The organism is Streptomyces albiflavescens (genome assembly GCF_014645835.1).
Classification (GTDB): domain Bacteria; phylum Actinomycetota; class Actinomycetes; order Streptomycetales; family Streptomycetaceae; genus Streptomyces; species Streptomyces albiflavescens.
This window is the reverse complement of sequence record NZ_BMMM01000033.1, coordinates 36,700-61,310: the sequence shown is the minus strand read 5'-3', so window position 1 is coordinate 61,310 and position 24,611 is coordinate 36,700. Positions and strand designations below refer to the sequence as shown.

At 70.8% G+C, this 24,611-nt stretch carries 16 protein-coding genes; 11 read left to right on the top strand and 5 right to left on the bottom strand.

All coding sequences use genetic code 11. From position 1 onward, the window contains the following. Window positions 1–384: 384 nt before the first annotated feature. The 4 genes from IEY95_RS47255 (at window position 385) to IEY95_RS47240 (ending at window position 7,523) form a co-directional block, all read left to right on the top strand. Window positions 385–771 carry a CU044_2847 family protein gene (locus IEY95_RS47255; RefSeq protein WP_189192522.1) on the top strand — a complete coding sequence of 129 codons (387 nt, stop codon included), beginning with the start codon at window positions 385–387 and terminating at the stop codon, window positions 769–771. After that, window positions 768–2,993, top strand: a complete 2,226-nt coding sequence (locus tag IEY95_RS47250; protein ID WP_189192521.1) for a VMAP-C domain-containing protein — start codon at window positions 768–770, stop codon at window positions 2,991–2,993. Before IEY95_RS47255 ends, IEY95_RS47250 begins: the two co-directional genes overlap by 4 nt. Then, complete coding sequence (locus tag IEY95_RS47245) at window positions 2,990–3,943, top strand: AAA family ATPase (protein WP_189192520.1); 954 nt, start codon at window positions 2,990–2,992, stop codon at window positions 3,941–3,943. The genes IEY95_RS47250 and IEY95_RS47245 overlap by 4 nt, the downstream gene beginning before the upstream one ends. A 136-nt stretch (window positions 3,944–4,079) precedes the next feature. Next, window positions 4,080–7,523: an SAV_2336 N-terminal domain-related protein gene (locus IEY95_RS47240; RefSeq protein WP_189192519.1), complete on the top strand. Its 3,444-nt coding sequence runs from the start codon at window positions 4,080–4,082 to the stop codon at window positions 7,521–7,523. 49 nt (window positions 7,524–7,572) lie between these two features. On the opposite strand, the gene IEY95_RS47235 is transcribed toward IEY95_RS47240, so the two are convergent. After that, window positions 7,573–9,003 carry a selenium-binding protein SBP56-related protein gene (locus IEY95_RS47235; protein WP_189192518.1) on the bottom strand — a complete coding sequence of 477 codons (1,431 nt, stop codon included), beginning with the start codon at window positions 9,001–9,003 and terminating at the stop codon, window positions 7,573–7,575. A 259-nt stretch (window positions 9,004–9,262) separates the two neighbouring features. After that, entirely contained in the window at window positions 9,263–11,374 is a 2,112-nt protein-coding gene (locus IEY95_RS47230) for an autotransporter (RefSeq protein ID WP_189192517.1), read from the bottom strand. A 327-nt stretch (window positions 11,375–11,701) separates the two neighbouring features. Between IEY95_RS47230 and IEY95_RS47225 the strand changes: the two genes are divergently transcribed. After that, complete coding sequence (locus IEY95_RS47225; RefSeq protein ID WP_189192545.1) at window positions 11,702–13,114, top strand: RICIN domain-containing protein; 1,413 nt, start codon at window positions 11,702–11,704, stop codon at window positions 13,112–13,114. 160 nt (window positions 13,115–13,274) lie between these two features. On the opposite strand, the gene IEY95_RS47220 is transcribed toward IEY95_RS47225, so the two are convergent. Further along, entirely contained in the window at window positions 13,275–14,951 is a 1,677-nt protein-coding gene (locus tag IEY95_RS47220) for a rhamnogalacturonan lyase B N-terminal domain-containing protein (RefSeq protein ID WP_189192516.1), read from the bottom strand. Window positions 14,952–15,140: 189 nt separating this feature from the next. On the opposite strand from IEY95_RS47220, the gene IEY95_RS47215 reads away from it, so the two are divergent. The 4 genes from IEY95_RS47215 to IEY95_RS47200 all read left to right on the top strand — a co-directional run bounded on the left by IEY95_RS47215 (window position 15,141) and on the right by IEY95_RS47200 (window position 19,321). Continuing rightward, window positions 15,141–16,187, top strand: a complete 1,047-nt coding sequence (locus IEY95_RS47215; protein WP_189192515.1) for a rhamnogalacturonan acetylesterase — start codon at window positions 15,141–15,143, stop codon at window positions 16,185–16,187. Between the two features lie 82 nt (window positions 16,188–16,269). After that, window positions 16,270–17,970 carry a DUF2264 domain-containing protein gene (locus IEY95_RS47210; RefSeq protein ID WP_189192514.1) on the top strand — a complete coding sequence of 567 codons (1,701 nt, stop codon included), beginning with the start codon at window positions 16,270–16,272 and terminating at the stop codon, window positions 17,968–17,970. A 62-nt stretch (window positions 17,971–18,032) separates the two neighbouring features. Further along, window positions 18,033–18,491 (top strand): hypothetical protein, encoded by a 459-nt coding sequence (locus IEY95_RS47205; RefSeq protein WP_189192513.1) that lies wholly within the window; start codon window positions 18,033–18,035, stop codon window positions 18,489–18,491. A gap of 5 nt (window positions 18,492–18,496) precedes the next feature. Continuing rightward, entirely contained in the window at window positions 18,497–19,321 is an 825-nt protein-coding gene (locus IEY95_RS47200; RefSeq protein WP_189192544.1) for an isocitrate lyase/PEP mutase family protein, read from the top strand. Here the strand turns inward: IEY95_RS47200 and IEY95_RS47195 are convergent. After that, window positions 19,318–19,998, bottom strand: coding sequence for a response regulator (locus tag IEY95_RS47195; RefSeq protein ID WP_189192512.1), 681 nt, complete (start codon window positions 19,996–19,998; stop codon window positions 19,318–19,320). The two genes, IEY95_RS47200 and IEY95_RS47195, sit on opposite strands and share 4 nt — an antisense overlap. After that, window positions 19,995–21,278, bottom strand: a complete 1,284-nt coding sequence (locus IEY95_RS47190) for a sensor histidine kinase (RefSeq protein WP_189192511.1) — start codon at window positions 21,276–21,278, stop codon at window positions 19,995–19,997. Before IEY95_RS47190 ends, IEY95_RS47195 begins: the two co-directional genes overlap by 4 nt. Window positions 21,279–21,501: 223 nt before the next feature. Here IEY95_RS47190 and IEY95_RS47185 point away from each other — a divergent pair, with 223 nt between their 5' ends. Both IEY95_RS47185 and IEY95_RS47180 read left to right on the top strand, forming a co-directional pair. Next, on the top strand, window positions 21,502–22,194 hold the full coding sequence (locus IEY95_RS47185; RefSeq protein ID WP_189192510.1) for an ABC transporter ATP-binding protein: 693 nt from the start codon (window positions 21,502–21,504) through the stop codon (window positions 22,192–22,194). Beyond that, the gene (locus IEY95_RS47180) at window positions 22,191–24,590 is read left to right on the top strand and encodes an ABC transporter permease (protein ID WP_189192509.1); all 2,400 of its coding nucleotides are present in this window, start codon (window positions 22,191–22,193) and stop codon (window positions 24,588–24,590) included. The genes IEY95_RS47185 and IEY95_RS47180 overlap by 4 nt, the downstream gene beginning before the upstream one ends. Window positions 24,591–24,611: the final 21 nt, after the last annotated feature.

Below are 24,611 nucleotides of genomic sequence, written 5' to 3'. Positions count from 1 at the left end.
ACGCCGCGAGGTGGGAGCCGACCCAGGGGGTTTCTGATGGATCTCCGTGGAAGAAGGAGCGGCGTTCGGTGCGTGCTCTCGGCGTGCCGGGCGGAAGTCCTCGATGGGGGTCCCCCCGCGCGAGCGAAGCCGAGCGTGGGGGAGGAGCTACTAGGGCTTTTGTCCGGTGCGGCGAGAGTGCGTGCCGGGCGTCGCGACGCCGCGGAGATCCATCAGAAACCCCCTAGGGCCTGTCCGGTCCCGTCGGGCGGCCCACGTGGCATCGTCGGACACAGCCTCGTACCCGACGTCTTCTGCGCGGGGCGCCAGATCCGCATGCCACTGCCTCGCCCCGATTCCTCAACTCGCCTGCCTCCAAGGGACATCGACCGGCACAATGCCTCTGTGCCGCACTACGACTACATGGAGTTCACCCTCGACGACGGGGCGCAGGTGAGGCTCGAACTCGCTGCCGCGGGAGAAGAGCCGGCCGGCCCGGCGGCGGATGCCGATCTGCCGGGCGGCATCTCCGGGGTGGTGCCGGTCGGCCGCGGCGCGCGCGTCGCGTCGCTGGCGACGGACGGCCTGCGCAGCGTGCTGAGCCCCCTGGGGCCCGTACTGCAACAGGTGCACGACTCCATCCGGGGAATACCCGACCCGCCGAACGAAATCTCCGTCGACTTCGGCATCCAGATCGGACAGGACCTCAAGATCGGCATCGTCGGCGTCAACGGCCAGGCCAGCATGACCATTTCGGCTACCTGGCAGCTACCCCGCCGGACCGAGCCGTGACGACCTGGTTCACGTCGCCGGAGGACCCCTCGTCCAGAGATGCCCGCGGCGCGCTGGTGCGCGTCCTGTCCACGGATCGCGGCCGTACCGCGGGCGCGGGCGTCTACCTGGCCGGCCGCAGGCTGCTGACCTGCGCCCATGTCATCAATGCGGCGCTCGGGCTGCGCAGTCTCAGCCCGCACAATCCTGGGAAGGTCACGCTTGACGTGTCCTTCCCGGTGCTGTCCGCCTCGGACGTGCACCCGGCTCGGCTGGTGGCCTGGATACCGCCGCGCTCGCCGCAGTACGGCCCGGTCCCCGACGGTTCCCTGGAGTGGGACGGCGATCTGGCCGTCCTCGAGCTGAACGATGAACCGCCGCCGCCGGTGAGCCCGGTGCGCTGGCTGGAGATGGAGCGCGGCCAGCAGGTGCGGGCCTGGTACGGGGGCGGGCAGCCGTTCTCGTACGCCGACGCCCGGGTGGGGGCGTACGACGGCCGGATCTGTTATCTCGACGGGCAGTTGTCGGGCGCCGCGGTCGATGAGGGCTACAGCGGCGGGCCCCTGTGGTCGGTGACCGACCAGGCGGCCGTCGGGCTGGTCATGGGCCGGATCACCGCGCCCGACGGGGCCCTTTCGGCGCAGCACACCGTACGGCGGAGCTGGGGGCTCGGCTGGCAGTCGGTGTTTCGGGAGCTGGCGCGGGTGGGTGCGGCACCCGAAGGCCACGTGAACGGTTCGCGGGAGCGGTCCGCCGCCACCCTCGCCGAGGCCGAGTCGGTGCGCGACATGATGGTCGGCCCGCTGCACGGTCTGCTCGGCGACCCTCGGGCGCGCGCCGACCACGCCACCGTGCTCGCCGCCCAGCTCGGCCTGCGGGCTCCGGCGGACGGGAGCGCGCCGACCGTGGAGGAGCTGGCGCTGCTGCTCAGCGGCACCGAGCGGGCGCTGCCCACGCTCGCCGAGTCGCTCGCGCCCAAGGTGACGGACGACTCGCGCGGCCGGGCCGAGCTCGACCGGCTGCTGGCCCTCGGCCGGCTCACGGAAGCCGCCCGTCTGCTGTCGGTGCCCGAACACCGGGCACTGGTAGGCAAGTTGGAGTATCTCACCGAGCACGATCCGGGCCTGCTGTGCCGCGCCGCCACCGCCGCGCTGCCCTACGTCGACCTGCCGCGCTCGCTGCAGGCGGCCCGCCTCGTGCCCTCCGCCGTGCCCGGGGTCGTACGCGAGCTGGAGAGCTGGTACGGGGACGGGTCGCCGGTCCCCGACGAGACGCCCCGTCTGCCGGCTCTGCTACGGGTCGTCGAGTACGTTGCTGCCGAGACGTCCGGCGACCTGGCCCGGCAGGCGCTGCGGGAGTGGAGCAGCCGGGTCGCCACCCGCCTCGGGATTCATTCGTCGGCGTTGCAGGAGCGGCGGGGGGACGCGGACCGCTGGTCCCGGCGGACCGCGCCGGCCGGCGTCCGGGTGCTGGTGGAGCTGGACCGGTACGCCAAGGACCCTGTCGGCCACTACCGGTGCTCGGTGTGGCGGCTGCGCCCCGACGGCACTCCCGCGCGCGCCGCCACGGAATCCGATCGCCCGCGTACCGGTCGGGAGATCGCCCGGCTGATCCGGGAGGTGGCCGGTGGCGCGGAAGGTGCCGGGGGCGGAGTCGCGCTGGTCGCCGTGTCGGTGCCGCCGGACGCCCTGGAGCTCGCGCTGGACGAGTGGGACGGGGCGGGCGCCGACGAGTACATACCCGCGCCGCTCGGCGAGGACTTTCACCTCGTGCTGCGGTGCCCGAAGATCCGGCGGCGCTCGCGCACCGGCCACGCGGACCTCGAGCGGCGATGGAACTCCCGCCACCAGAGCGACACCCTGCTCGCGGACCACAGGATCGGTGGCAGAGCGGGACTGATCGGGCTGCTCAAGACAACCCATCGGGACACTGCCCGCGTCCTTGTGCATGGAAGCACCGAGCTCCGCGGTGAGTTACTGCCCGTGTGCCTGGTGATGGGGGTTCCGGTCGTGCTGTGGGACCGAGCCGCCCCCGGTCCGGACGACAGTGACCCGCTCGACTCCCTGGCCCCGCACGGTCCTGTCGACGGACTTCCGGAGCGCGTACGGCACTTCAGGGTCCATGCCTACGCCAACCGGGCGGTGTCCGCGCGTCCCGCCCTGGTGTGGGAGGACATCGGGCTGCCGCTGCCGGACGAACTCCAACTCGCCGACCCATCGGAAGGAACGGAGCGCACAGGATGACGCAGCAGACCGACGGGTGGCGGTTGTTCCGCGGTGACCGCGTGGCCCGGCAGGTGGAGTTCCCCGAGGCGCCGCCCTGGCGGCAGTTCGGCGACGGGACGGGCAGCCGCACGCGGCACCGCCCGTATCTGATCGGGCGCACGGAGGCCGATGTGGTGAGCGCCGCCCTGCATCTGCGCCGTCCGCTGCTGGTCACCGGGCACCCCGGCACCGGCAAGTCTTCGCTGGCGCACGCCATCGCCCACGAGCTGTCCCTCGGCCCGGTCCTCCAATGGCCGGTCAACAGCCGTTCGGTCCTCAAGGACGCGCTGTACGGGTACGACGCGATCGGCAGGCTGCGCGAGACACATCTGCGCCAGGAGCGCGGGGAGGCCGAGCCGGACATCGGCACCTACGTCCGGCTCGGCCCGCTGGGCACCGCCCTGGTGCCGCGTGACCGGCCGCGGCTCCTGCTCGTGGACGAGCTGGACAAAGGCGACGTCGATCTGCCGAACGATCTGCTGACCGTGTTCGAGGAGGGCGAGTTCGAGATCCTGGAGCTGTCCCGGTTGCCGGAGGCCCAGTCGGAGGTGCCGGTGCTGACCCATGGTTCGGGGGGTGAGCGGGTCACGGTGACCCGCGGTGTGGTGCGGTGCCGGGAGTTCCCCGTCGTGGTGATCACCAGCAACGGGGAACGGGATTTCCCGCCCGCCTTCATGCGCCGCTGTGTACGGCTCGATCTGCCGGACCCGGACGAGGCCCGGCTGCGGGACATCGTCGCCGCGCACCTTGGTGAGGGGGCGCTGGCCGACGTGGACGACCTGCTGCACGCCTTCCTCAACCGCAGGGCACCCGGTGAGCTGGCCACGGACCAGCTGCTCAACGCCGTGTTCCTGCGCAAGGGCGGAGTCGATCTGGACGCCGACGGCCTGCTGGACGCCGTACTGCACCGCCTTGGCGGGATGGTCTAGCGTGCCCGGGGGCGGCTGGAAACCGGGCGGCTCCGGGCCGGAGGGCGACGGGGACCGCGGCCAGGGCGGGCCGGGCGACGGAAGCGGCCCGAGTCACCCGGGCGGCCCAGGCGATCTGGCTGACTCGGGCAACGGCATGTCCCGAGACCTCCGCCCAGGGACTCCGGGTGTACGGAGTGGCCGTGGGGAGCCGTCGGTCCTCCCTCCGCTCAGCGGGCTCGGCAGACTGGCCGGGCACGAGCTGTCGATCCATGAGCTGCTCGACACCCTGTGGCTGGCGGCGCGGCTTCCGGCTGGAGCCGGCGCACCGCTCGCGAGCGCGCTGGCCGCGGATTCCGCGCCCCCGCCGGGCAGGGGCGCCGCGGACACCTCGCGTCCCGCGGACGGCACCGCCCCGGCGGAGCGGGGCTCCCCAGCGCCCGCGGCACCGGCCCAGCCGCCGCCCCCCGCCCAGCTTCTGGGCGCGCTGCACGCCGCCGCGGCCGCGCGGAGTGCGCCCGAGTTCGCCGACCTCGCCGCACCGGTGCCGCGCGGCGCCCCCGGCGAGGGCGCGCTGCCCGTTCGGGTGCCGGAGGAGAAGGCGCTCGGTGCGGACGAACTCCGCCTCAGCCGTTCGCTGCGCCTGCTGAAGCAGCCCCAACCGGGGCCGTTGAAGCGGGAGTTCGACGAGGAGGCGACGGCGTCCGCCATGGCCGAGACGGGACTGCCCGATGTGGTGACCCGCCCGGCCCGGCAGCGCTGGCTCGATCTCGCCCTGCTGATCGACGACGGCATATCCATGCTGCTGTGGCGGCGACTCGCGATGGAGTTGCGTGCTCTCCTGGAACGCCTGGGCGCCTTCCGCGACATCCGTGTGCACGGTCTGGACACCCGATCGGCGGGGGCCCCGCTGCTGCGCTCCCGCCCCTTCGATCCGCATTCCCCGCTCCTCCCTCCCGCGTCGGTCGTCGACCCCTCGGGCGGCACGCTGGTGCTGGTGATCAGCGACGGCGTCGGCGCCTGCTGGCGGGACGGTCGGCTGCACGCGACGCTGGAACGCTGGGCGCACCAGGGGCCGACGGCGATCATGCACGCGCTGCCCTCCCATATGTGGGACGGGTCGGGCATCCGCTCGGAGCCATGGCTGGTGACGACCCGGCGGCGGGGCGCGGCGAACGACACCTGGGAGGTGGCCGACCCCCTGCTGCCGCCCGGGCTCGGCGACGAGTTCCCCGGAGTCCCGGTACCCGTACTCGAACCGTATCCCCCCGCGGTCGCCGCATGGGCGCGGCTGGTGGCTTCGCCGGGCGGCAGCACGGAACTGCCACTGTTGGCCCCCTTGCAGGCCACGGCCGCGCGGCATGGTGCCGACACCCGGGGCGGCGGCGCGGCGGACGCCGTGCTCAGATTCCGCGACGCCGCGTCGCCCCAGGCCTACCGGCTGGCCGCCCATCTCGCCGCCGTGTCCCCGCTCACGGTGCCCGTCATGCGTCTGGTCCAGGCCGCCGTGCCGTGGCGGGCCGACACCGCCCATCTGGCCGAAGTGTTCCTGGGCGGCCTGATGCGACAGGTCGATCCGGTCGACGAGCGGATGCCGGCCCAGCACCGCAGGTTCGGCTTCCCCAGCGACGCCCAGGAGATCCTGCTCGACACCGCGTCCCCGATCGATCTGCTGCGCACCACCCGGGCCGTTACCGAGCGGTTGCGTACCCTGGTGGGCCGCTCACCCGACTTCCCCGCCTGGCTCGCCCATCCTTCCGGCACCGGCGAACTGCTGCCCGGAACACGGCCGTTCGCGTGGCTGGAGGACCGCCTCCTCACCCACCTCGGCGCCAAACCGATGGCCCTCGCACCGCCGCAGACCACTGAATACGAGGCGGTGCGGCTGCCGTCGGGCCTGGAGACGGCCCCGTCCTGGCTGCCACTGCGACTCCAGGACCTGCATTCCCTGGGCCCGTACAACCTGCTGCAGCGCGACGGAACGGGCGGCAAACCCACCGCGTACATCGGAGAGGACGAGGACGGGCAGCGGGTGCTGCTACGGGTGTCCTACTCTTTCGCCTCTCCTGTCGCACGGGAACTGCTCGATGTGGAGCGACGCGCGCTGCGCCGTATGGACGGGATGTACGCGCCCGCCGTGGTCCGCAGCGACCTGGACGGTGCGACTCCGTGGCTCGCCCTGCGCCTGGACACGCTGAGCGGCGGTCTGCCCGCGCCCACACTCCGTGCCGTGCTCGAGACGGCCGGGGCACAGCCCGGCACACCGCTGTTCACGTGGCTGGGCTGGAATCTGGCGCGGGCGGTGACCCGCTGCCACCACAAGGGCATCGTGCACGGCGCCCTGACCCCCGGCACCGTGCTGGTCACCGAGTCGACGCTGCATCTCATCGGCTGGACGTCGGCGCGCATCGACGGCGCGTGGAGCGCGTCGACGCCGTCCACGCCGGCCGGCTCCCCCTATCGAGCCCCCGAGGTGACGTACTGGGGGGAGTCCCGGATCGCGGCGGGTGACGTGTACTCCCTGGGCTGCATCCTGTTGCAGGCCGCGACCGGCCGGGCGTGGCCCTGGTACGAGGGCGAGGCGCTGAGGCGGAGCCCGGAGCTCGCGGAACTCGACGAGTCGATCAGAGAGTTGTTGCTGCGCTGCGTCGAGCCCGAGCCGGCGGGGCGGCCGACCGCCCGTGAGGTGGCGGACGCCTTCGGGGAGCTGCTCCCGGACGGCGTCGAGTGGGAGGACGTGGAGCGGGACGCGGATGCCTCCGACGACGCCGTCGCGCCCGAGCCGGAGGCCGCGGAGTATGAGGAGGACCACCGCGATCAGTGGATCGAGACCATCCGGGCGCCTCTGCTGCACCCCCTGCGCATCGCGCTCGTGGGAGTCAAGGACGGCGTCGGCTGCACCACGACCACCATGGTGCTCGGTGCTGTACTGGCCGATCAGCGCCAGGAGCGGGTGCTCGCCATCGATGCCGACCGGCATACGGGCAGCCAGGTCCGTATCGGCAACCGGGTGTTCCGCAACACCCTGGCCAGCCTGTCCGACCTGGCCGAGTCACTGCACGACGTACGCCACTTCGAGGATCTCCAGCTCTTCCTGTCGCCCCACCGCTCGGGGCTCCACGTGCTCGCCAACGACTCCGTGTCCCGCACTTCGGCCGTGGGCCAGTACACGGACTACGACTTCCGCCGGGTGGCACGCACGACCCAGACGTATTTCGACCTGACGTTGGTCGACTCGGACAAGTTCACGCCGGCGGTGCTCAAGGAGTCCGACCGTGTGGTCATCGTCTCGCGTGCGGATCCCGCGGGAGTGACACAGGCGCAGCAGGCCATGGACCGTCTGGTGACCCTGAACATGCCCGACAAGGTTCGTGAGGCCGTCGTCGTCCTCAACCACAGCCGCCCCGCGGCCGGCTGGACACTCGACTCCGTCAGCATCATGGGCCTGAGCTCACGCTGCCGCGGAGTCGTCAACGTGCCGCGTGACAACCATCTCAACATGGGCAGCACGGTCGAACTGTCCTGGCTGACCCCCGACGCGTACAAGGCGTATCTGCGCCTTGCCTCGCTGCTGTTGGGACCGCGCTCCATGTTCCCCTGACCCCTCGGCGGGATCCTGAAGTCGGCGACCGTCATGTTCGGCCGTCGACTCAGCGGCTGTAGCAGTACGAATCCGAGGAGGCGTCGCCGCCTTGCAGGCGCGTCTGGTGCACGCGCAAGCCCAGGAAATCCGGGCCGTGCGGGTAGAAGCGGCTGTCGACGGAGAGCCCGCCGTGCGAGGTGTCGGCGTCGAGTTTGACCATCCACGGGTCGATTCCCGCCGGATAGAACTGCGCGTCCCAGGTGCCGTACAAGGAGTTCGTCAGGTACACGCGCCGCCCGTCGCGGCTGAGCTCGACCATCTGTGCTCCGCCGGTCAGCGGAGTGTCCGGCTCGGCGGGATGTGGCTGTCGGCTGACGATGCCGCCAAGACGCACGGACGCGGTCGGCCTCGGATGGAACGGGTCGCTCACGTCGTACTGGTGCAGATCGCCGGTTCCCCATGCGGACACGTACAGCCACTGGTCGTCCACCGACAGGTCGATGTCGGTGATCAATGGGGGCACGGCGCCGAACGGCTGCAGCGCTGGGGGCAGGTCCTCCGTTTGCGCGGGCTCGGCAGGGATGGTGATCACCTTGTGGACCACGAAGTCCTCGCCCTCCCGGTTCCACAGGTACACCGACGCCGACAGGTCCTCCACGTTGACCACGGTGTGTGCGAACCCCCACGTCGCCTCGGGGTCGTGCGCGGGACGCAGCTCCAGCACCATCTGGTTCTCATCCCCCAGGTCGACGCGCTGCAGGTGCCGGCCGGAGTCCAGCTCCCAGAAGTGCAGTGAGTGACCGTACTGGCGACCCAGCAGCAGTTCGGGGACAAGGCCGTCCTCGTACATCGAGGGGGTCCCCCACTCGCTGGTCACGGCGATGTTCTGGCGCAGATGCCACCAGAGGTCGTAGGCGAGCCACTGAGGTCCGCGGTCGCTCTCCCAGGCGCGCAGCACTTCGAAGCTTTCGTGGTCCAGCAGCGCGACGCCGCCAGGCCCGTCCGCACCGTCCGCGCCGCCCAGGCAGGACAGGAACACTCCGTCGGGGCCACAGTGGAGTGTGTGCGGACGCGAATATCCGGCTTTGGTGGCCAGCTCCTCGGGCTCGACCACCTTGACCAGGCGCGGGCGGGCGGGATCGGGGCCGGTGTCGAAGACGTGCAGCCGGGAGGAGCGCAGTCCCGGGATGATGAGGTAGCGCCGTGCAGCGTGATGATGACCGGTATGCGCCAGCGCGCTCGAGCAGGCGTTCCAGCCGAAGTGGTGCAGTTCGTTGCCCAGGCCGGGTAGCTCGGCGTGGGAGGTCACACGGCCGTATGCGGGGGATTCGGGCTCGGTGCCGACAGTGAACAACGCGTCCGCGCGCTGTGCGGTCGGGGCGAAACCTACGACATAGGCGAACTTCTCCGGGGGTGCGGCTACGGCATCCGCCGGAGTGCGGTACAAGGTGGGGTCACTGTCGTCGTCGCGGACGTGAGGCTGATCGGTCGTCGTCATCGCTGTTCCTTCTCCCGAACGGGAGTCTGGAATCGGGGGATTCCCGAGAGGCAGCCGGGCTCACCCGTTCAAGATCGATGTGCAGATACCGGACATATATGCCATAAAGTCAGCGTTTCACAGCGCCGAAACAATGCCAAGCCGACAGCGCGGCGGCGCGGACCGCCTCAGTGTGCGATGCGTCTGTGGCACGCCCGAGAGCGGCGGCACCGAGCGTAACCGGGCCTTCACGGGTGCCGTCGAAGCGCGCGCCCGACCGTCACCTGGAGGCGGCGTGCCGACGTCCGCCGCGGCGTCGCGCGCGCTTGCGCCGGGCCGACGGTACGACCAGTGCGCCCAGCAGCATGGGCACGAGCAGGAGCGGCCACCACGCGCGCGTGCTCTCGTTCTTGCCGAGGGCGGTGTGCTGAACCGAGGGAGCGGCGGAGGCGGACGGGCTCGCCGCGCGGTGCTTCGAAGTCGCCTTGAGGACCACGTCGTTGCCGTCGCCCCCGTGGTAGCTGATGCGATACGTGGTGTCGGAAAGCTTGAGGGTGGCGCCCTCGGGGAGATGGGTGAAGCTGCCGGTGGTTTTCGCGCGGCCCGTGTGGTTCAGCAGAGTGATCTCGTGGGCGGGATCGATGGCGTGGGCGGGATCGATCGCGGCTTCGGAGAGGTCGAGATCGCCGGCGAGGCGGACGGCTCCGGTCACCTTCAACGGCTTGTCCCGGAGCACCAGTTCACCCTTGGCCCGCTGGGTGTAGTCGCCGGTTACCGTGAGGGCGCCGGCGACCACGCCCTCGTTCGTCACCGCGCCCCGCACCGTGCCCTTGCCGGTGAGCGACGTCGTCACGCGCAGGCCCGTCGCGCGTGCGTCCAGGCGTGCGTCGGGCGACGTGAGCCGGATCGCCTTGCTGCGCGCGAGCGAGGCGCCCCCGGCCAGGGCGAGCGTGCCCTTCGTGACCGTCGTCGTTCCCGTGTACGTCACCTCGCCACCCGTCAGCGTCGTCGTGGCGGCGCCCGACTGGGTGAGCTCGCCCGTTCCGCCGACCCGGGCGAGGGTCACGGGAGTCGAGGTGTTGTGAACGACGAACGTCCCGTCGTTCACCACGCGCCGTCGCGCCGTGCCCGTCATCAGCGCGCCGTCGCCGCCCGGTGAACCCGACCCCAACCGCAGCACCGCACCCTTCTCGATGGTGGTCGATCCGTCGTAGTACTGCTTCGCCGCGAAGGTCACGTCGTTGCCGCGCGTCCCCTTGATCACGACGTCCCCCGCGCCGGGCACGGCCAGTGTGTCGTGATACCTGCCACCGCCGATGGGGGCGCCCAGTGTGACCGGGCCGTTGTACGCGAACGTCAGCAGCGAGCGCCGTCCGCTCGCCTCGTGCAGGTTGATGTAGACGGTGTCCTTGGTGCCCGGCATGAAGATCTTGTGGGTCGTGCCGTCGCCCCATTGGACGTTCGCGCCCTCGATGTTGGTGCCGCGCTTGTTCACGTCATGGGGAACCCTGCGCCAGTTGATGTCCGGGTCGCTCAGCGAGGGGTGGGTGTCGCCGCCCCGGTCGCTGTAGCTGTACTGGCCGGTGAGCACGACCTTGCTGCCGGGGCGTGTGTGGACGTTGACGTCGCTGCCGTACTCGCGCTGATAGAAGTTCTGGCGCAGGGTGATGGTCTTGTACAGCGGGGTGTCGATGATCCAGGAGCCCTGATTGAGGATGGCGCGGGCGTTCGGGAGGGCCACCGGGTACTCGGGGCGGCCGACCGCCATGCCCGTCCCGTTGTCGATCACACCTGAGAAGGGGTGGGTTCCGGCCAGGTCGAGCGTGCCCCACATGGTGCGGGGCTGGGTGACCAGGCCCGATCCGCTGATCGTGCCGATGTTGAAGGTACGGGTGAGCGAGAGGCGCAGGGTGCCGTCGACGCGGACGTTCAGCTGGTTCAGTTGATAACCGGGTGTGCTGTACGGGAAATGACCGATCAGGCCCGTCCCACCGCCCGTCCCGTACTGCAGGGTCGCGCCGTGCGCCACCGTCACCGCGGGCGGATCGGGGTTGGCGACCGTCGTGTACGGGTGGTTGCCGCCCTGCGTCTTCACCGTCTGCCGTTGCCGCGCCTCGGGGAGCGTGAAGTCGCTGTCCTTGGTCAGGATCAGCGTCCCGCTGCCCCGCACGGTGAGCGTGCCCTCGCCACGGAACACTCCGTCGTACGTTGTCGTCCCCGCCGGCACGGTCACCACCGTGTCACCGGCGAGCGTCACGTCCTGGCCCGCGAGCACATCAGCCGTGACGTCCCGGCCTCCGCCCGCCGCCGCGGTGGGAGCACTGCACATGACGGCAACCGCCGCGAGGACCCCGGCGACGGCCGCTGACTTCTGATGGCTATGACTGCGCACATCACCGGAGACGGCACCGACGCACGCCGATAACAAAAACTTGCCTACGGAGTCCGCCGGTACGGGCCTATGCCGAGGCGGCCCGGCCGGCCTCGGGCCGCCGCCCCGGCTGACAACTCCCGTCGCGTCCGACCCGTTGACCTCGCCGTAGTACGCGCTTACCTTTTCGGCGGTCGCAGCGTTCGTAATGACAAATACGGTTCGATATACCGGACGGACGGTCACCGTATGAGCCGCAGTGAACGACACCAGGAACACCACGACGGACAGCGCCGCGTGCACCTCATCCGCCCACTCATCCGCGCCGTCGCGAGGAGAGCCCCCGGGGTGAGGCGCGTCTACGCGATACTCGTCGCCCTGTGTCTCGCCGCGGCGGGAGGTCTGGCCACCGCCGGCCCCGCCCAGGCCGCGGCGCAGACCATCACCAACGGCACCCAGTTCACGGACACTTCGGGCAACGTCGTGCACGCGCACGGCGGCGGAGTCATCAAGGTCGGCAGCTACTACTACTGGTTCGGCGAGCACCGCAACGCCGACAACACCTTCCAGTACGTGGACGCCTACCGCTCCACCGACCTGAAGAACTGGGAGTTCCGCAACCATGTGCTGAGTCAGTCCAGTTCGTCCGAGCTGGCGAGCGCCAACATCGAGCGTCCGAAGGTCATGTACAACGCGTCCACCGGCAAGTTCGTGATGTGGATGCACAAGGAGAACGGCACCGACTACAGCGAGGCGCGCGCCGCCGTAGCCGTCTCGAACACGGTCGACGGCACCTACAGCTACCAGGGCAGCTTCCGGCCGCTCGGCCAGTACATGTCCCGCGACATCACGGTCTTCGTCGACACGGACGGCACGGGTTACATGGCGTCGGCCGCGCGTGAGAACTACGACCTGCAGATCTACAGGCTCACCGCCGACTACACCGGCATCGAGGGCCTGGTCGCCGACCCCTGGCACGGCGGACACCGCGAGGCACCCGCCCTCTTCAAGCGGGGCAACGTCTACTTCATGCTGACGTCGGCCGCGACCGGCTGGAACGCCAACCAGCAGCAGTACGCCACCGCGACGAACATCGCGGGTCCCTGGACGGCGATGACCAACGTCGGCGACTCGACGGCGTACGGCTCGCAGACCGCGTACGTCCTCCCCGTGCAGGGGACTTCGGGCACGTCGTACCTCTACATGGGCGACCGCTGGGGCAACTCCTTCGGGGGCACCGTCAACGACTCCCGTTACGTATGGCTGCCGTTGACCTTCCCGACGACGACCACGATGTCCATGTCCTGGTACCCGGAGATCACGGTCGACACGGCCGCCGGGACGATCGCCGGGACGAGCGCCACGTACGAGACGCTGACGGCCCATCACTCCGGCAAGTGCGCCGACGTGCCCAGCCAGTCACTGCTCGCCGGGGTCGCGCTCAGTCAGTACACCTGCAACGGCGGCAACAACCAGAAGTTCTGGTTCAAGTCCGTCGGCAGCGGCTCCTACCAGCTGATGGGCCGGGGCAGCTCCCTGTGTGTGCAGGAGAACGCCACCAACGTCACCCAGGAGAACTGCAACGGCTCGGCGACCACCCAACAGTGGTCGGTCACCACCTCGGGCAGCTACGTCCTCCTGAAGTCCCGCGCCAGTGGCGAATGCCTGGACGTCTCCGGCGCCTCCACCGCCAACTCCGCCGCAATGATCACATACACCTGCAACGGAGGCACCAACCAGCAGTGGACGAGGGGCACGTGAGCGTTCGGCACAGCGCGCCCACCACACGCACGCTCAGAAGTCGATCCGCATGACGGCCCGCCGAGGACTGGGGCGACTCACCTCGGCGAAGCCGGCGGCGCGTGCCGCGTCCAGGAAGACGCTACCCGGCACCACCGACATCGGTGCCGGGCAGCGGTGCTCAGGCCAGCAGGTCGATCGCGTCGATCGACGTACCCGCGCTGAGATAACCCGTCGTCCCCGAGCCGCTCACCACATCGATCTTCAGCACGTTGTACTGGCCGACGTCCGTGAGCCACGCACTTGCCGGAACGCTGTACGTGAACGTGTAGTTGTTGCCCCGGTACGAACCGACCGTCAGTGACCGGGTGCTCGGCTGCGTGGGCGGTGAGGGGATCGCCGACACCCAGCTGTTGACGGTGACCTGCGGCCGGCCGTTCGCGTACGCCGTCGTCACCCCGATGCGGAGGGTGTGCGCGGCGGCGGCCTGGGCGGCGGTCAGCTTGAAGTACACCAGCAGCCCGCTGTTGACGTCCTTCCAGATGTACGCGGGGAAGGCGGCGGTCTCGCTGCCGCTCCCGATCACCACGTTCCCCGTCCAGGAGGAGGCCCGTACGTCCGAGGGATGTGCGTACGTCATCAGCGCCGCGTTCTTGAAGCCGCTCGGTGTGCCGGTCCAGTCGCCGATCCGCCAGACGGCGCTCGCGTTGCCCGGGTCGTTCGAGGACGGGATCGAGATGGTGTTGAGGGACGTCGTGGTACCTGCCGTCACCGTCACCGAGGTCGTGTGGACGGCCAACTCGTCCTTGAAGACGGTGAGCGTGTACGTCCCCGGCAGCACCCCGGGGATCGAGAAGTAGCCGTCGGACGAACGCGCCGAACCCCAGTACTGCGCCGCCGAGTTGGCGAGCCCCACGGTGTACGGGTACGCCGTGTTCCGCCCGGTGATGCCGACGCCCGCGACCCGGCCCCGGCCGCCGGCCGCGACATAACCGGAGATGCCGAGCGAGTCCGCCCACGAGGTGGTCAGGGTGCCCGGGAAGAGGGAGGAGGAGGGCGCGCCGCCGTCCGTGAAGGCGATGACGTACGGGCCCTGGAGGCCGAAGCGCTGGGCCTCGGTCTGGTTCTCGCCGTAGTAGAGGATCTCGTACAGACCGCCGCCGTCGGCGCTCTGATGGCGCAGGAGAGAGCGGTAGAACGGGCCGCCGGAGGCCTTCTCGTGGTTGCTGAGCACGATCCACAGGCCGACGCTGCCGGTGTTCCAGCCGATGTAGTCGTAGTCGATGACGCGGAGCTTCGAGTAGTGCTTGGAGCGGGTCTGGCCGTCGGACTTGGCGAACACGTCCGAGGCCTCGACGGTGGTGGGCGCGTACGTGTAGGAGTCGGGCTCGTCGTTGAGGAACAGACCCGCCTTGACGCGCACGATGTAGCGGGTCGCCGACACCGACGTGTCCGCCTTGTTGGTCCACAGGTAGACGTTGTTCTCGCCGCTGCGGGCCGCGTAGTAGTGCCTGAGCGTGCCGTACGCGACGGAGATCAGGATCGTCGAACCGGACTGCGCGATCGTCACGGTGGAGGTGCCGAGCCCCGACTCGACGTGCGAGTTCTTGCCGCCGTAGCCCTGGTACTCCGTGCCCCGGTGGACGAGCGAGGTCAGGTCGCCGTTGGTCTTGCTGACCTTGAAGACCAGGTTGGCGCCGGTGTCGACGACGTAGTGCGAGCCGTCGTCGCTCCAGCCGAAGCTCGCCGCGGACGCCGACTCGGCGAGCGGTCCGGCGAGGGCCGCGGAACCGGCGGCGGCCGCGCTGCCGAGCACGAAGGTACGGCGTCGGACCGGTCTGTTCAGGGGTCCGGACATGGGGGTGCCTCCTTCGGAGGTGTGGGGGTGCGAGTGTTCGCAGAGTGACAGTTGAATCAACTTTGCGAAAGGGCTTTCGCTTGTTGGGGGTTGGCGGTCATGCGAAATCGAGCCGCACCCTAGAAAGCGCTTGCCGATGAGCGGTACGGTCCAGCGGCCAGGTCTTGTCGTCCTGTTGGAGGAGCCGCAATGAGACGCGTCACCGTCACCGCCGCCGTGTCGGTCATGGCCACCGTCACCGCCCTGTCGGCCACGCCGGCGCACGCGCACGGCGGGCGGCGCGCCCTGGGCCTGGAGAACTGCACGGCGAACGCCTGCCACTTCGACGTCGCGCCCGGCACGTACGACGTCCGTGTCGTCCTCGGCGGGGACGCCGCGGACAGTACCGCCATCAGCGGCGAGACCCGCCGCTCCCTGCTCCCCGAGACCGCCACCGAGGCCGGCCGGACCGTGGCCCGCAGCTTCACCGTGAACGTCCGTACCCCCGAGGGCGAGCCGACAGGCCCCGAGGGCACCCCGGGCCTGGACCTCGTCATCGGCGGCTCCGCCCCCGCACTCGCCGACATCCGGGTGACCCCGGCCACGCACACCCGCCAGATCTTCCTGGTCGGCGACTCGACAGTGTGCGACCAGCCGGGCGACCCGTACTCGGGCTGGGGCCAGCAGCTGCCCGAGTACCTCCGCAAGGGTCTCTCGGTCGCCAACTACGCGGACTCCGGCGAGAGTACGGTCACCTACCTCGCCACCCCGGCGCTCTTCCCGACCGTTCAGCCGCTCATCGGCAAGCGCGACCTGGTGCTCATCCAGCTGGCCCACAACGACAAGACGACCGACGAGGCGACCTACCGGGCCAACCTCGAAACGCTCGTCGCCGGCGTCCGCGCCCAGGGCGGCGAGCCGGTCCTCGTCACCCCGATCGTGCGCCGCTGGTTCAGCGCGGACGGCACCCTGAACAACAACACCGCGCTGCTGGTGAACGGCCTGGGCGTCGACCACCCCGCCGTCATCCGCTCGGTCGCCGCCGCCGAGAACGTCCCGTTGATCGACCTCACGGCCAAGACCAAGGCTCTCGTCGAATCCCTGGGCGTCGAGGGTTCCAAGGCGATCTACCTCTACAACGAGAAGCGGGACAACACCCACACCTCGGCGCACGGCGCGACGGTCTACGCGGGGCTGGTCCGGGACGAACTCGTCACCCAGCATCTGGTGCCGGCCGGCCTGGTGAGGGTGGGATGAACTCCTGGGGCGTCCCGACCGGAACCGGGGCGCCCCAGGTACTGGCACCTCCGCAGCTCCCGACCGAGACAGGACCAGATCGATGCCACCCGAGGACCGCACCCTCAGCCCGTACACCGGTTACACCCGCGCCCACTGGGAGGCGGTCGCCGACTCCCTGCTCGCCGCCGTCGCGCCGTACGCGACCGAGGACGGCGCGCTCTACCACCTCCCCGGTACGCACACGAGCTGGTCCGGCAGGCTCTCCGACGGCCTGGAGGGTTACGCGCGCACGCTCCTCCTCGCCGCCTTCCGCCGCGACGAGAAGGTCCTGGAGCGGTACGCGGACGGCCTCGCCGCCGGCACGGCGGGCGTCTGGCCCCGCATAGAACACCGCAGCCAGCCCCTCGTCGAGGCCGCGTCGATCGCCCTCGCGCTGCGGCTGACCCGGCCGCTGCTGTGGGACCGCCTCGACGACGGCGTACGGCAGCGGGCCGCGGCCTGGCTCGGCGACGCGCTGACGGCCGAAGCCTGGCCCTGCAACTGGGAGTTGTTCCCCGTGACGGTCGGTGGCTTCCTCCAGGAGATCGGTCACGAGCCCGAGGCCTCGCGCGCCGCGATCGACCGCGGCCTGGAGCGCATCGAGCAGTGGTACGTCGGCGACGGCTGGTACACCGACGGCGAAGGCCGCAAGTTCGACTACTACAACGGCTGGGCGATGCACCTGTACCCGGTGCTGCACGCGTGGCTGGCGGACGACGCCGACCTGCTGGAGCTGTACGGCGGCCGACTGGACGCCCATCTCGGGGACTACGCCCGCCTGTTCGGCGGCGACGGCGCGCCGATGCTCCAGGGCCGCTCCCTGACCTACCGCTTCGCGACCACCGCACCACTCTGGCTCGGCGCTCTCACCGGCTCCACACCCCTCTCCCCGGGCGAGACCCGACGCCTGTCCTCCGGCGCCCTGCGCTACTTCCTCGACCGGGGCGCCGTGGACGACCGCGGCCTGCTCACCCTCGGCTGGCACGGCCCCGACGAGGCGCTCCTGCAGGACTATTCGGGCCCCGCCTCCCCGTACTGGGCGAGCAAGGCCTTCCTCGGCCTGCTCCTGCCACCGGACCACGAGGCCTGGACGGCGCGTGAGGAGCCGGGCCCGGCGGACCGCGGCGACGCCGTCACCCCCGTCGGACCACCCAACTGGCTTCTCCAGTCGACCGGTTCCGACGGCCTGGTCCGCCTCCACAACCACGGCAGCGAGGACGTCCGCTACGACCCGTACTACACCCGGCTCGCGTACTCGACGACGACGGAGCCTTCGCCGTCTTACGACAACAGCGTGATCGTCGGCGACGACGCGAGCCGCACGGACATCGAGCCGCTGGGGGTGGGCGAAGGCTGGGCGGCGTCCCGCCACACGGTCACGGAGGGCATCCGGGTCACCAGTCTCGTCGTCGCCCGGGGCGCGGTGGAGGTGCGTGCCCATCTGGTGGCGGGAGCGGCCGCCGGCACTCCGGTACGGGTCACGGGATGGCGGCCCGGAGAAGGAGTCCGATCCGAACTCCTCTCAATGCACGGCCTGTTGGACTCCACCGGCGTCACCGAAGAGGAAGCCACACTCTTCGTCACCCTCGCCCGCCTCACCGCCGACCCGGATCCTCTGCCCCTCACGGAGCTGGTGTCCGTGAAGGTCGAGGGGGCCTACGAAGTCGGCGTGAGCTGGGCCTCGGGTGAGTCGGCGCGCTTTCGCTTCAGTACGTCAGACGCGCGATCCTCGGAGTCGTCGTGGTCGGTGACGCCCCTGTGAGCGCACTGATGTGGCGGCACGTTTCGGCAGGCGCCGAAGTGTTCCGCCTCTAGCGTTTCGACATGACCGATTCCCCGAAGGAAACACCGGCCGAGGCCGTCGTCGCCATGGTCGACCACGTCCTCGACCTCGCGGCCACCTGGACCGCCTGGGACGGCAAGCCCGCCCACATCGACGACCGTGTCTACACCCCGCACAAGGCGATCCGACGCGTCGCCGATCATCTCGTCGACCACCTGGCGGAGCTGGAGGCCCGGCTCGTGGGCGAGGCGCCGCAGCCCGACCACTGGCACGCGTCGGCGAGCACCACCGAGGCGGACCTCGCGCCGTTCACGCAGGAGGACCTTGACGAGGCGCGCAGCCGGCTCACGCGCCTTGCCAGGATCTGGGCGAACCGGCTCGGTGCGCTGACCGAGCAGCAACTCGACGATTCTCCGGGTGACGGCTGGACGTTCCGCGAGCTGGCCCTGCATCTCAAGGGATCGACGTACTACGCCGATGCGGTCGGGAGGCCGGTATGACCGGTATGAGCGGGACGCCCTTCGCCGCGCTGCATCACACTGGCGCACCCCTCCTCCTGCCCAACGCCTGGGACCACGCCTCCGCGGCGCTGCTCGCGGCCCAGGGGTTCGAGGCGATCGGCACGACGAGTCTCGGCGTCGCGGCCGCCGTCGGTCTGCCGGACGGCGCCGGGGCCACCAGGGGCGTGACGCTGAGCCTGGCCCGGCAACTCGGCGCGGGTCCCTACTTCCTGTCCGTGGACGCCGAGGACGGGTTCAGCCAAGATCCCGACGAAGTCGCCGAGTTGGCGCGCGAACTGTCCGCCTCCGGAGCCGTCGGTATCAACCTGGAGGACGGCCTCGGATCCGCCGCACTGCATGCCGCGAAGATCGCCGCGGTGAAGGCGGCCGTGCCGGACCTCTTCGTCAACGCCCGCACCGACACCTACTGGCTGGGCGACGGGGACGAACGGGAAACGGTCCGCCGACTCGACGCCTACCAACGAGCGGGCGCGGACGGGGTGTTCGTCCCGGGCCTGACCGACCCGGCCGGGATCTCCGTCCTCCTGAAGACCCTCGACGTCCCGCTCAACATCCTCTACTCACCCTCCGGCCCGACCATCGCCCAACTCGGCGACCTCGGCGTACGCAGGATCAGCCTCGGCTCGCTCCTCTACCGGCGGGCGCTCGGCGCGGTCCTGGAAACGATGGCGGACATCCGCGCCGGACGGACACTCCGGGGCACCGCGCCGACGTACGCCGAGGTGCAGGCGCTCAGTGCAGAGGGCCCCAACGCCCAGCACCGCCGGAACCACCAGGTAGGGGGCTCCCACGCCGGTCGGGCCGACTAGGCGCCGCCTCCCGGGGCGATCAGCCCCGTCTCGTAGGCGAAGACGACGGCCTGGACGCGGTCGCGCAGTTCCAACTTCGACAGGATGCGGCCGATGTGGGTCTTGACCGTGGTGGGGCTGAGGAAGAGCCGGTCGGCAAGTTCGGCGTTGCTGAGGCCCGTCGCGAGCAGCCGGAGCACTTCGAGCTCGCGCGGGGTCAGGCCGGACAGGTCGCGGTGCAGGGTGGTGGTCCCCGGCTCGTCGCGGTGGGCGAAGCGTTCGATCAGCCGACGGGTGATCGTGGGCGCGAGCAGGGCGTCGCCGGACTGCACCAGGCGTACAGCGGCCACCAGATGCTCGGGGGTGACGTCCTTGAGCAGGAAGCCGCTGGCGCCGGCGGTGAGCGCGGCGTAGACGTAGTGGTCGAGGTCGTAGGTGGTCAGGATGATGACCCGGGTGGCGTCCGGGCCGCCGTCGGCCAGGATGTGCCGGGTCGCTTCGATGCCGTCCATCTGCGGCATCCGGATGTCCATGAGCACGACGTCGGGCCGTGTGCGGCGGACCGCGGCGACCGCCTCGACCCCGTCGGCCGCCTCACCCGTCACCTCGATCCCGTCGGCGGCGAGGATCATCCCGAAGCCCGTACGCACCAGGGCCTGATCGTCGGCGATGACGGCCCGCAGGGGCGGCCGGCTCATACGGTCCGCCAGGGGACTCGCGCCTTGATCCGGTAGCCTCCGGCGAGGGTCGGCCCGGACGTCAGTTCGCCCTTGTAGACCGCCAGCCGCTCGCCCAGTCCGATGAGGCCGCGGCCATTGCCGTCCGTCGGCACGGCGTCCCGCACACCGCCGGTGTCGGTGACCTCGATTTCCAGACTGTCCTCGGTGTAGCCGATCATGACGGCGGCGTCGGCGCCGGGCGCGTGCTTGATGGTGTTGGTCAGCGCCTCCTGGACGACGCGGTACGCCGCGAGGTCCACCCCGGGCGGCAGCGGGTCCGGCGGCAGCGACACCGCGACGCGCACCGGCGTGCCGGCGGCCCGCACCCGCTCGACCAGGGCGCCGAGCTGTCCGAGGCCCGGCTGGGGTTCGAAGCCGTCGGGGCGCTCATGGTGGGGAGCGGCGAGCAGGCCCATCACATGCCGCAGTTCGGCCATGGCGGCCCTGCCCCCCGCTTCGACCGCGAGCAGCGCCGTCTTGGACCGCTCGGGCTCCGCGTCCATCACCTTGCGCGCCGCACCCGCCTGGATCACCATCACGCTCACATTGTGGGTCACCACGTCATGCAGCTCGGCGGCGATCCTGGAACGCTCTTCCGCAACGGCCCGCCGCATGGCCTCCTGCTGTGCCTGCTGCAACTCCGTGTAGCGGTCGCGGCTGGCCGCCAACTGCCGCTGCCAGAACCGGACCAGGCCGGCCAGTGCGCCGGCGATGAGCAGCACGACGGCCGGGCTCGACCAGCCCGGCAGGATCGGTTCCGTGTTCTTGAACGCGAGACCGGCCAGCACGGCGGCGAGGACCATGCCGGCCATGGCCCGCGTCCGGTGGCGGCTGTAGATGACGGCGCTGTACGCGCCGAGGACGCAGGTCACCACGTTCATCCAGGTGGCGTCGTCGACCATGACCAGCGTCGCGCCCATCACCACCGCGAACGCGGTCAGCGGACAGCGGCGCCGGTACGCGAGCGGCAGCGCCGCCAGCACGACGAGCGGCCAGATCATCGACGAGCGCTCTTCCTCGTGGGGCACGACCTCCCCGGGAGGCACAGGTACCGGGGGCGGATACGGCGCGTCCTGTTTGTACTGGACCAGCCCGCCGTCGGGGTAACGCGCCGCCACGACCAGCGCGACCACCGTCAGCAGCACCGCCAGCAGCACATCGGCGCGCACCGCCCGCCGCGACAGCGGTGCGGGCTTCGCGTCCGGGCGCAGCACGTCGCGCAGCTGCCGGCGCCAGCCGCGGCGGTCCTCCGTCTCCATCAGCACATTGTGCGGCCCTTCCGCACCGCCCCGCGTCCGCCTGCGCGACCACGGAAGCTGTCCCGCAGGCGTACGCCGCAGGTATGACCCCGCGGCCGCATCATCCGCGGGAACGGCCGGACGTCGGTGCCGCGGCCGACGCGCCGCAGAACCGCCCGTCCCTACGTTTGCCGAGCCGGCACAGGCATGAGCCCTCGCGAACCCCAAGGACGGGACAACTCCCATGACCCACGTGATCGAACTGACAGGTGTGGCCAAGCGGTACGACAGCGCCGGCGCACCTGCGCTCGGACCGATCGACCTGAGCGTCGCCAAGGGCGAGGCCCTGGCCGTGACGGGCCCCTCCGGCAGCGGGAAGTCGACGCTGCTGAACCTCGTCGCCGGTCTGGACAAGCCGACCGAGGGCTCGGTGACCGTGGCCGGCCAGCAGGTCGACCAGCTGAGCGAGCACGGGCTGGCCCGGTTCCGCCGCGAGCAGATCGGCATTGTTTTCCAGTTCTTCAATCTGCTCGACGACCTCACCGTCGCCGACAACGTCCAGCTCCCCGCCCAGCTCACCGGGACCTCGCGGAAGAAGGCGGCAGCCCGCGCCGCCGAGCTGATGGAGGTGCTGGGCATCAGCAAGCACGCCCTCGCCTATCCGGGCCGGCTCTCCGGCGGCGAACGCCAGCGGGTCGCGGTGGCCCGGGCGCTGGTCAACCGGCCCGCGCTGCTGCTCGCCGACGAACCGACCGGCGCACTCGACACCGCTTCGGGCCACGACGTAAGGGAGCTGCTCGTGGATCTGCACCGCGGGGGGCAGACGATCGTGCTGGTGACGCACGATCTGGCGCTGGCGGAGGCCTGCGCCAGCCGCACGATCCATCTGGTCGACGGTCATCTGGCGCTCGAGACCCCTGCGGAGGCCGCCCGATGAGCCGCTGGGGTACGGGCCCGCTCGGCCGGGTCATACGGGCCGGGGTGGGTCGGCGACGGGTCCAGACGGTGGTGATCGCCATCGCCACGATGATGGCCGTGGCCTCGGCCGTCGTCGCCGGATCGCTCATGGTCGCGACGAACGCGCCCTTCGACCACGCCTTCGCCAAGCAGCACGGCGCACATCTGACCGTGCAATTCGATCCGGACAAGGTGAGCGAGGCTCAGCTCAAGGAGACCAAGCAGCTGGAGGGAGTCACCGCGAGTGGCGGGCCCTACCCGTCGACTTCCTTTCAGCCGGTGGATTCGCAGGGCGGGCATCTGCCGAGCCTGACCCTGGTCGGGCGGTCCGGTCCGCACGCCGACGTGGACGACCTGGACCTCAAGTCCGGGCGGTGGGCCCGAAAGCCCGGCGAGATCGTGCTCTCCGCGTCGTTCACCGGGCCCGTCCTCAAGGTCGGCTCCACCCTGAAGACGTCGGACGAAGCCGGTGGGCAGACGCTGACGGTCGTGGGCTTCGCCACCTCGGTGGCCAAGACCGCCGACGCGTGGGCGACGCCCGGGCAGGTCAGGTCGCTCGCCTCGAAGGACAGCCCGGTCACGAGCCAGATGCTCTACCGGTTCGCCGACGCCGGCTCGAAGGGGCAGATCGCCGCCGACCGCAAGGCGCTCGTCGCCGCCATGCCGTCGGGGGCGCTGGTGGGCACCCAGTCGTATCTGGACACCAAGCGGGCCGCCGACTCCGGTGCGCGGGCGACCATTCCGTTCCTCCTCGCCTTCGGTGTGCTCGGCATCGTGATGTCGGTGATCATCATCGGCAGCGTGGTGAGCGGTTCGGTCGGCACCAGCCTGCGCCGGATAGGCATCCTCAAGGCCATCGGCTTCACCCCGCGCGAGGTTGTACGCGCCTATGTGGCACAGGCGTTGATCCCGGCCGGTGCGGGCATTGTGCTCGGGGTCGGACTGGGCAATCTGCTCGCCGTACCGCTGCTGGAGGACACCGAGCAGGTGTACGGCACGGCCTCGCTCACCGTGGCGTGGTGGGTGGATGTCGTGGTGCCGCTCGTGGCGCTGCTGATCGTCGGAATGGCGGCGCTGGTCCCCGCGCTGCGGGCGGGGCGGCTGCATACGGTCGAGGCCATCGCGGTCGGCCGGGCGCCGCGGACAGGGCGCGGTCAGTGGGCGCACCGGGCGGCGGGCCGGCTGCCGCTGCCGCGGGCGGTGACGTACGGACTGGCAAGTCCCTTCACACATCCGGTCCGTACGATCGCGCTGCTGCTGGCGGTTGCCTTCGGCACCGTCGCGGCGACCTTCGCGGTGGGGCTGACGCAGTCCCTGAACGCGGTCGGTGCGGCGTCGGACCCCGAGGAGCGCTCGGCGGTCACCGCCATCAGCGGCGTACCGGAGGGAGCGGGCGGCGGACCGAGCGTCGAGAGGAAGCCCCGCGGCGGGCCGCCCTCGGGTGAGGCGCCGGAGATGCCGTCCGCCGACCCGGAGAAGGTCAGCGCCGCCATCAAGGCCCAGTCGGGCACCGCCTCGTACTACGGGCTGACCCAGGGGCAGGTCGCGGTGACGGGCCTCTCCGGTGCGGTGGAGGCCAGCTTGTACCAGGGCGACACGAGTGCCGGACGCTACGAGATGATCTCCGGGCGGTGGTTCACCGGCCCGGGGCAGGCCGTCGTGCCGACGGGGTTCCTGGAGCGGACAGGCACCAGGATCGGCGACACCGTGCGGGTCACGTACCAGAAGGACACGCAGACGCTGCGGATTGTCGGCGAGGCCTTCGACACCTCCGATGACGGGCTGCACCTCAACGCGGACATGGCCACCTTCGCCAAGGCCAAGCCCCAGACCTTCCAGATCGCGGTGAAGCCGGGCGTCTCCCCCGCCGAGTACGCCGAGAAGCTCACCGCGGTGGTGGAACCGCTGGGCGGCGACGTCTTCGCCAACTCGCCCTCGGAGCAGGAGAGCATGATCCTCATCCTGGATGCGATGGCGGTGTTGCTCACGCTCATGCTGGTTTCCGTGGCGGGCCTGGGCGTGCTCAACTCCGTCGTCCTCGACACCCGCGAACGCGTCCACGACCTGGGCGTCTGCAAGGCGCTCGGCATGTCTCCGCGGCAGACCTTGAGCCTTGTGCTCGCCTCGGTCGCCGGGATCGGCCTGATCGGCGGGCTGGTCGGAGTGCCTCTCGGGTTCGCACTGCACGGCTATGTGCTGCCGGTGATGGGGCATGCGGCGGGCACCAATCTGCCGCCGTCCATCCTCGAGGTGTACGACGCTCCGCAGTTGGTGCTGCTGGGGCTGGCCGGGATCGTGATCGCCGTGCTGGGCGCGATGCTCCCGGCCGGCTGGGCGGCCAAGGCCCGTACGGCCACGGCGCTGCGCACCGAGTAGCGGCCGTCGGAGCGCGAACCG

Bases quoted from the DNA above. Each gene is read 5' to 3' on its own strand.
- IEY95_RS47245 (WP_189192520.1), top strand. From the start codon at position 2,990: ATGACGCAGCAGACCGACGGGTGGCGGTTGTTCCGCGGTGACCGCGTG.
- IEY95_RS47240 (WP_189192519.1), top strand. From the start codon at position 4,080: ATGTCCCGAGACCTCCGCCCAGGGACTCCGGGTGTACGGAGTGGCCGT.
- IEY95_RS47235 (WP_189192518.1), bottom strand. From the start codon at position 9,003: ATGACGACGACCGATCAGCCTCACGTCCGCGACGACGACAGTGACCCC.
- IEY95_RS47220 (WP_189192516.1), bottom strand. From the start codon at position 14,951: ATGTCCGGACCCCTGAACAGACCGGTCCGACGCCGTACCTTCGTGCTC.
- IEY95_RS47215 (WP_189192515.1), top strand. From the start codon at position 15,141: ATGAGACGCGTCACCGTCACCGCCGCCGTGTCGGTCATGGCCACCGTC.
- IEY95_RS47210 (WP_189192514.1), top strand. From the start codon at position 16,270: ATGCCACCCGAGGACCGCACCCTCAGCCCGTACACCGGTTACACCCGC.
- IEY95_RS47205 (WP_189192513.1), top strand. From the start codon at position 18,033: ATGACCGATTCCCCGAAGGAAACACCGGCCGAGGCCGTCGTCGCCATG.
- IEY95_RS47200 (WP_189192544.1), top strand. From the start codon at position 18,497: ATGAGCGGGACGCCCTTCGCCGCGCTGCATCACACTGGCGCACCCCTC.
- IEY95_RS47195 (WP_189192512.1), bottom strand. From the start codon at position 19,998: ATGAGCCGGCCGCCCCTGCGGGCCGTCATCGCCGACGATCAGGCCCTG.
- IEY95_RS47190 (WP_189192511.1), bottom strand. From the start codon at position 21,278: ATGGAGACGGAGGACCGCCGCGGCTGGCGCCGGCAGCTGCGCGACGTG.
- IEY95_RS47185 (WP_189192510.1), top strand. From the start codon at position 21,502: ATGACCCACGTGATCGAACTGACAGGTGTGGCCAAGCGGTACGACAGC.
- IEY95_RS47180 (WP_189192509.1), top strand. From the start codon at position 22,191: ATGAGCCGCTGGGGTACGGGCCCGCTCGGCCGGGTCATACGGGCCGGG.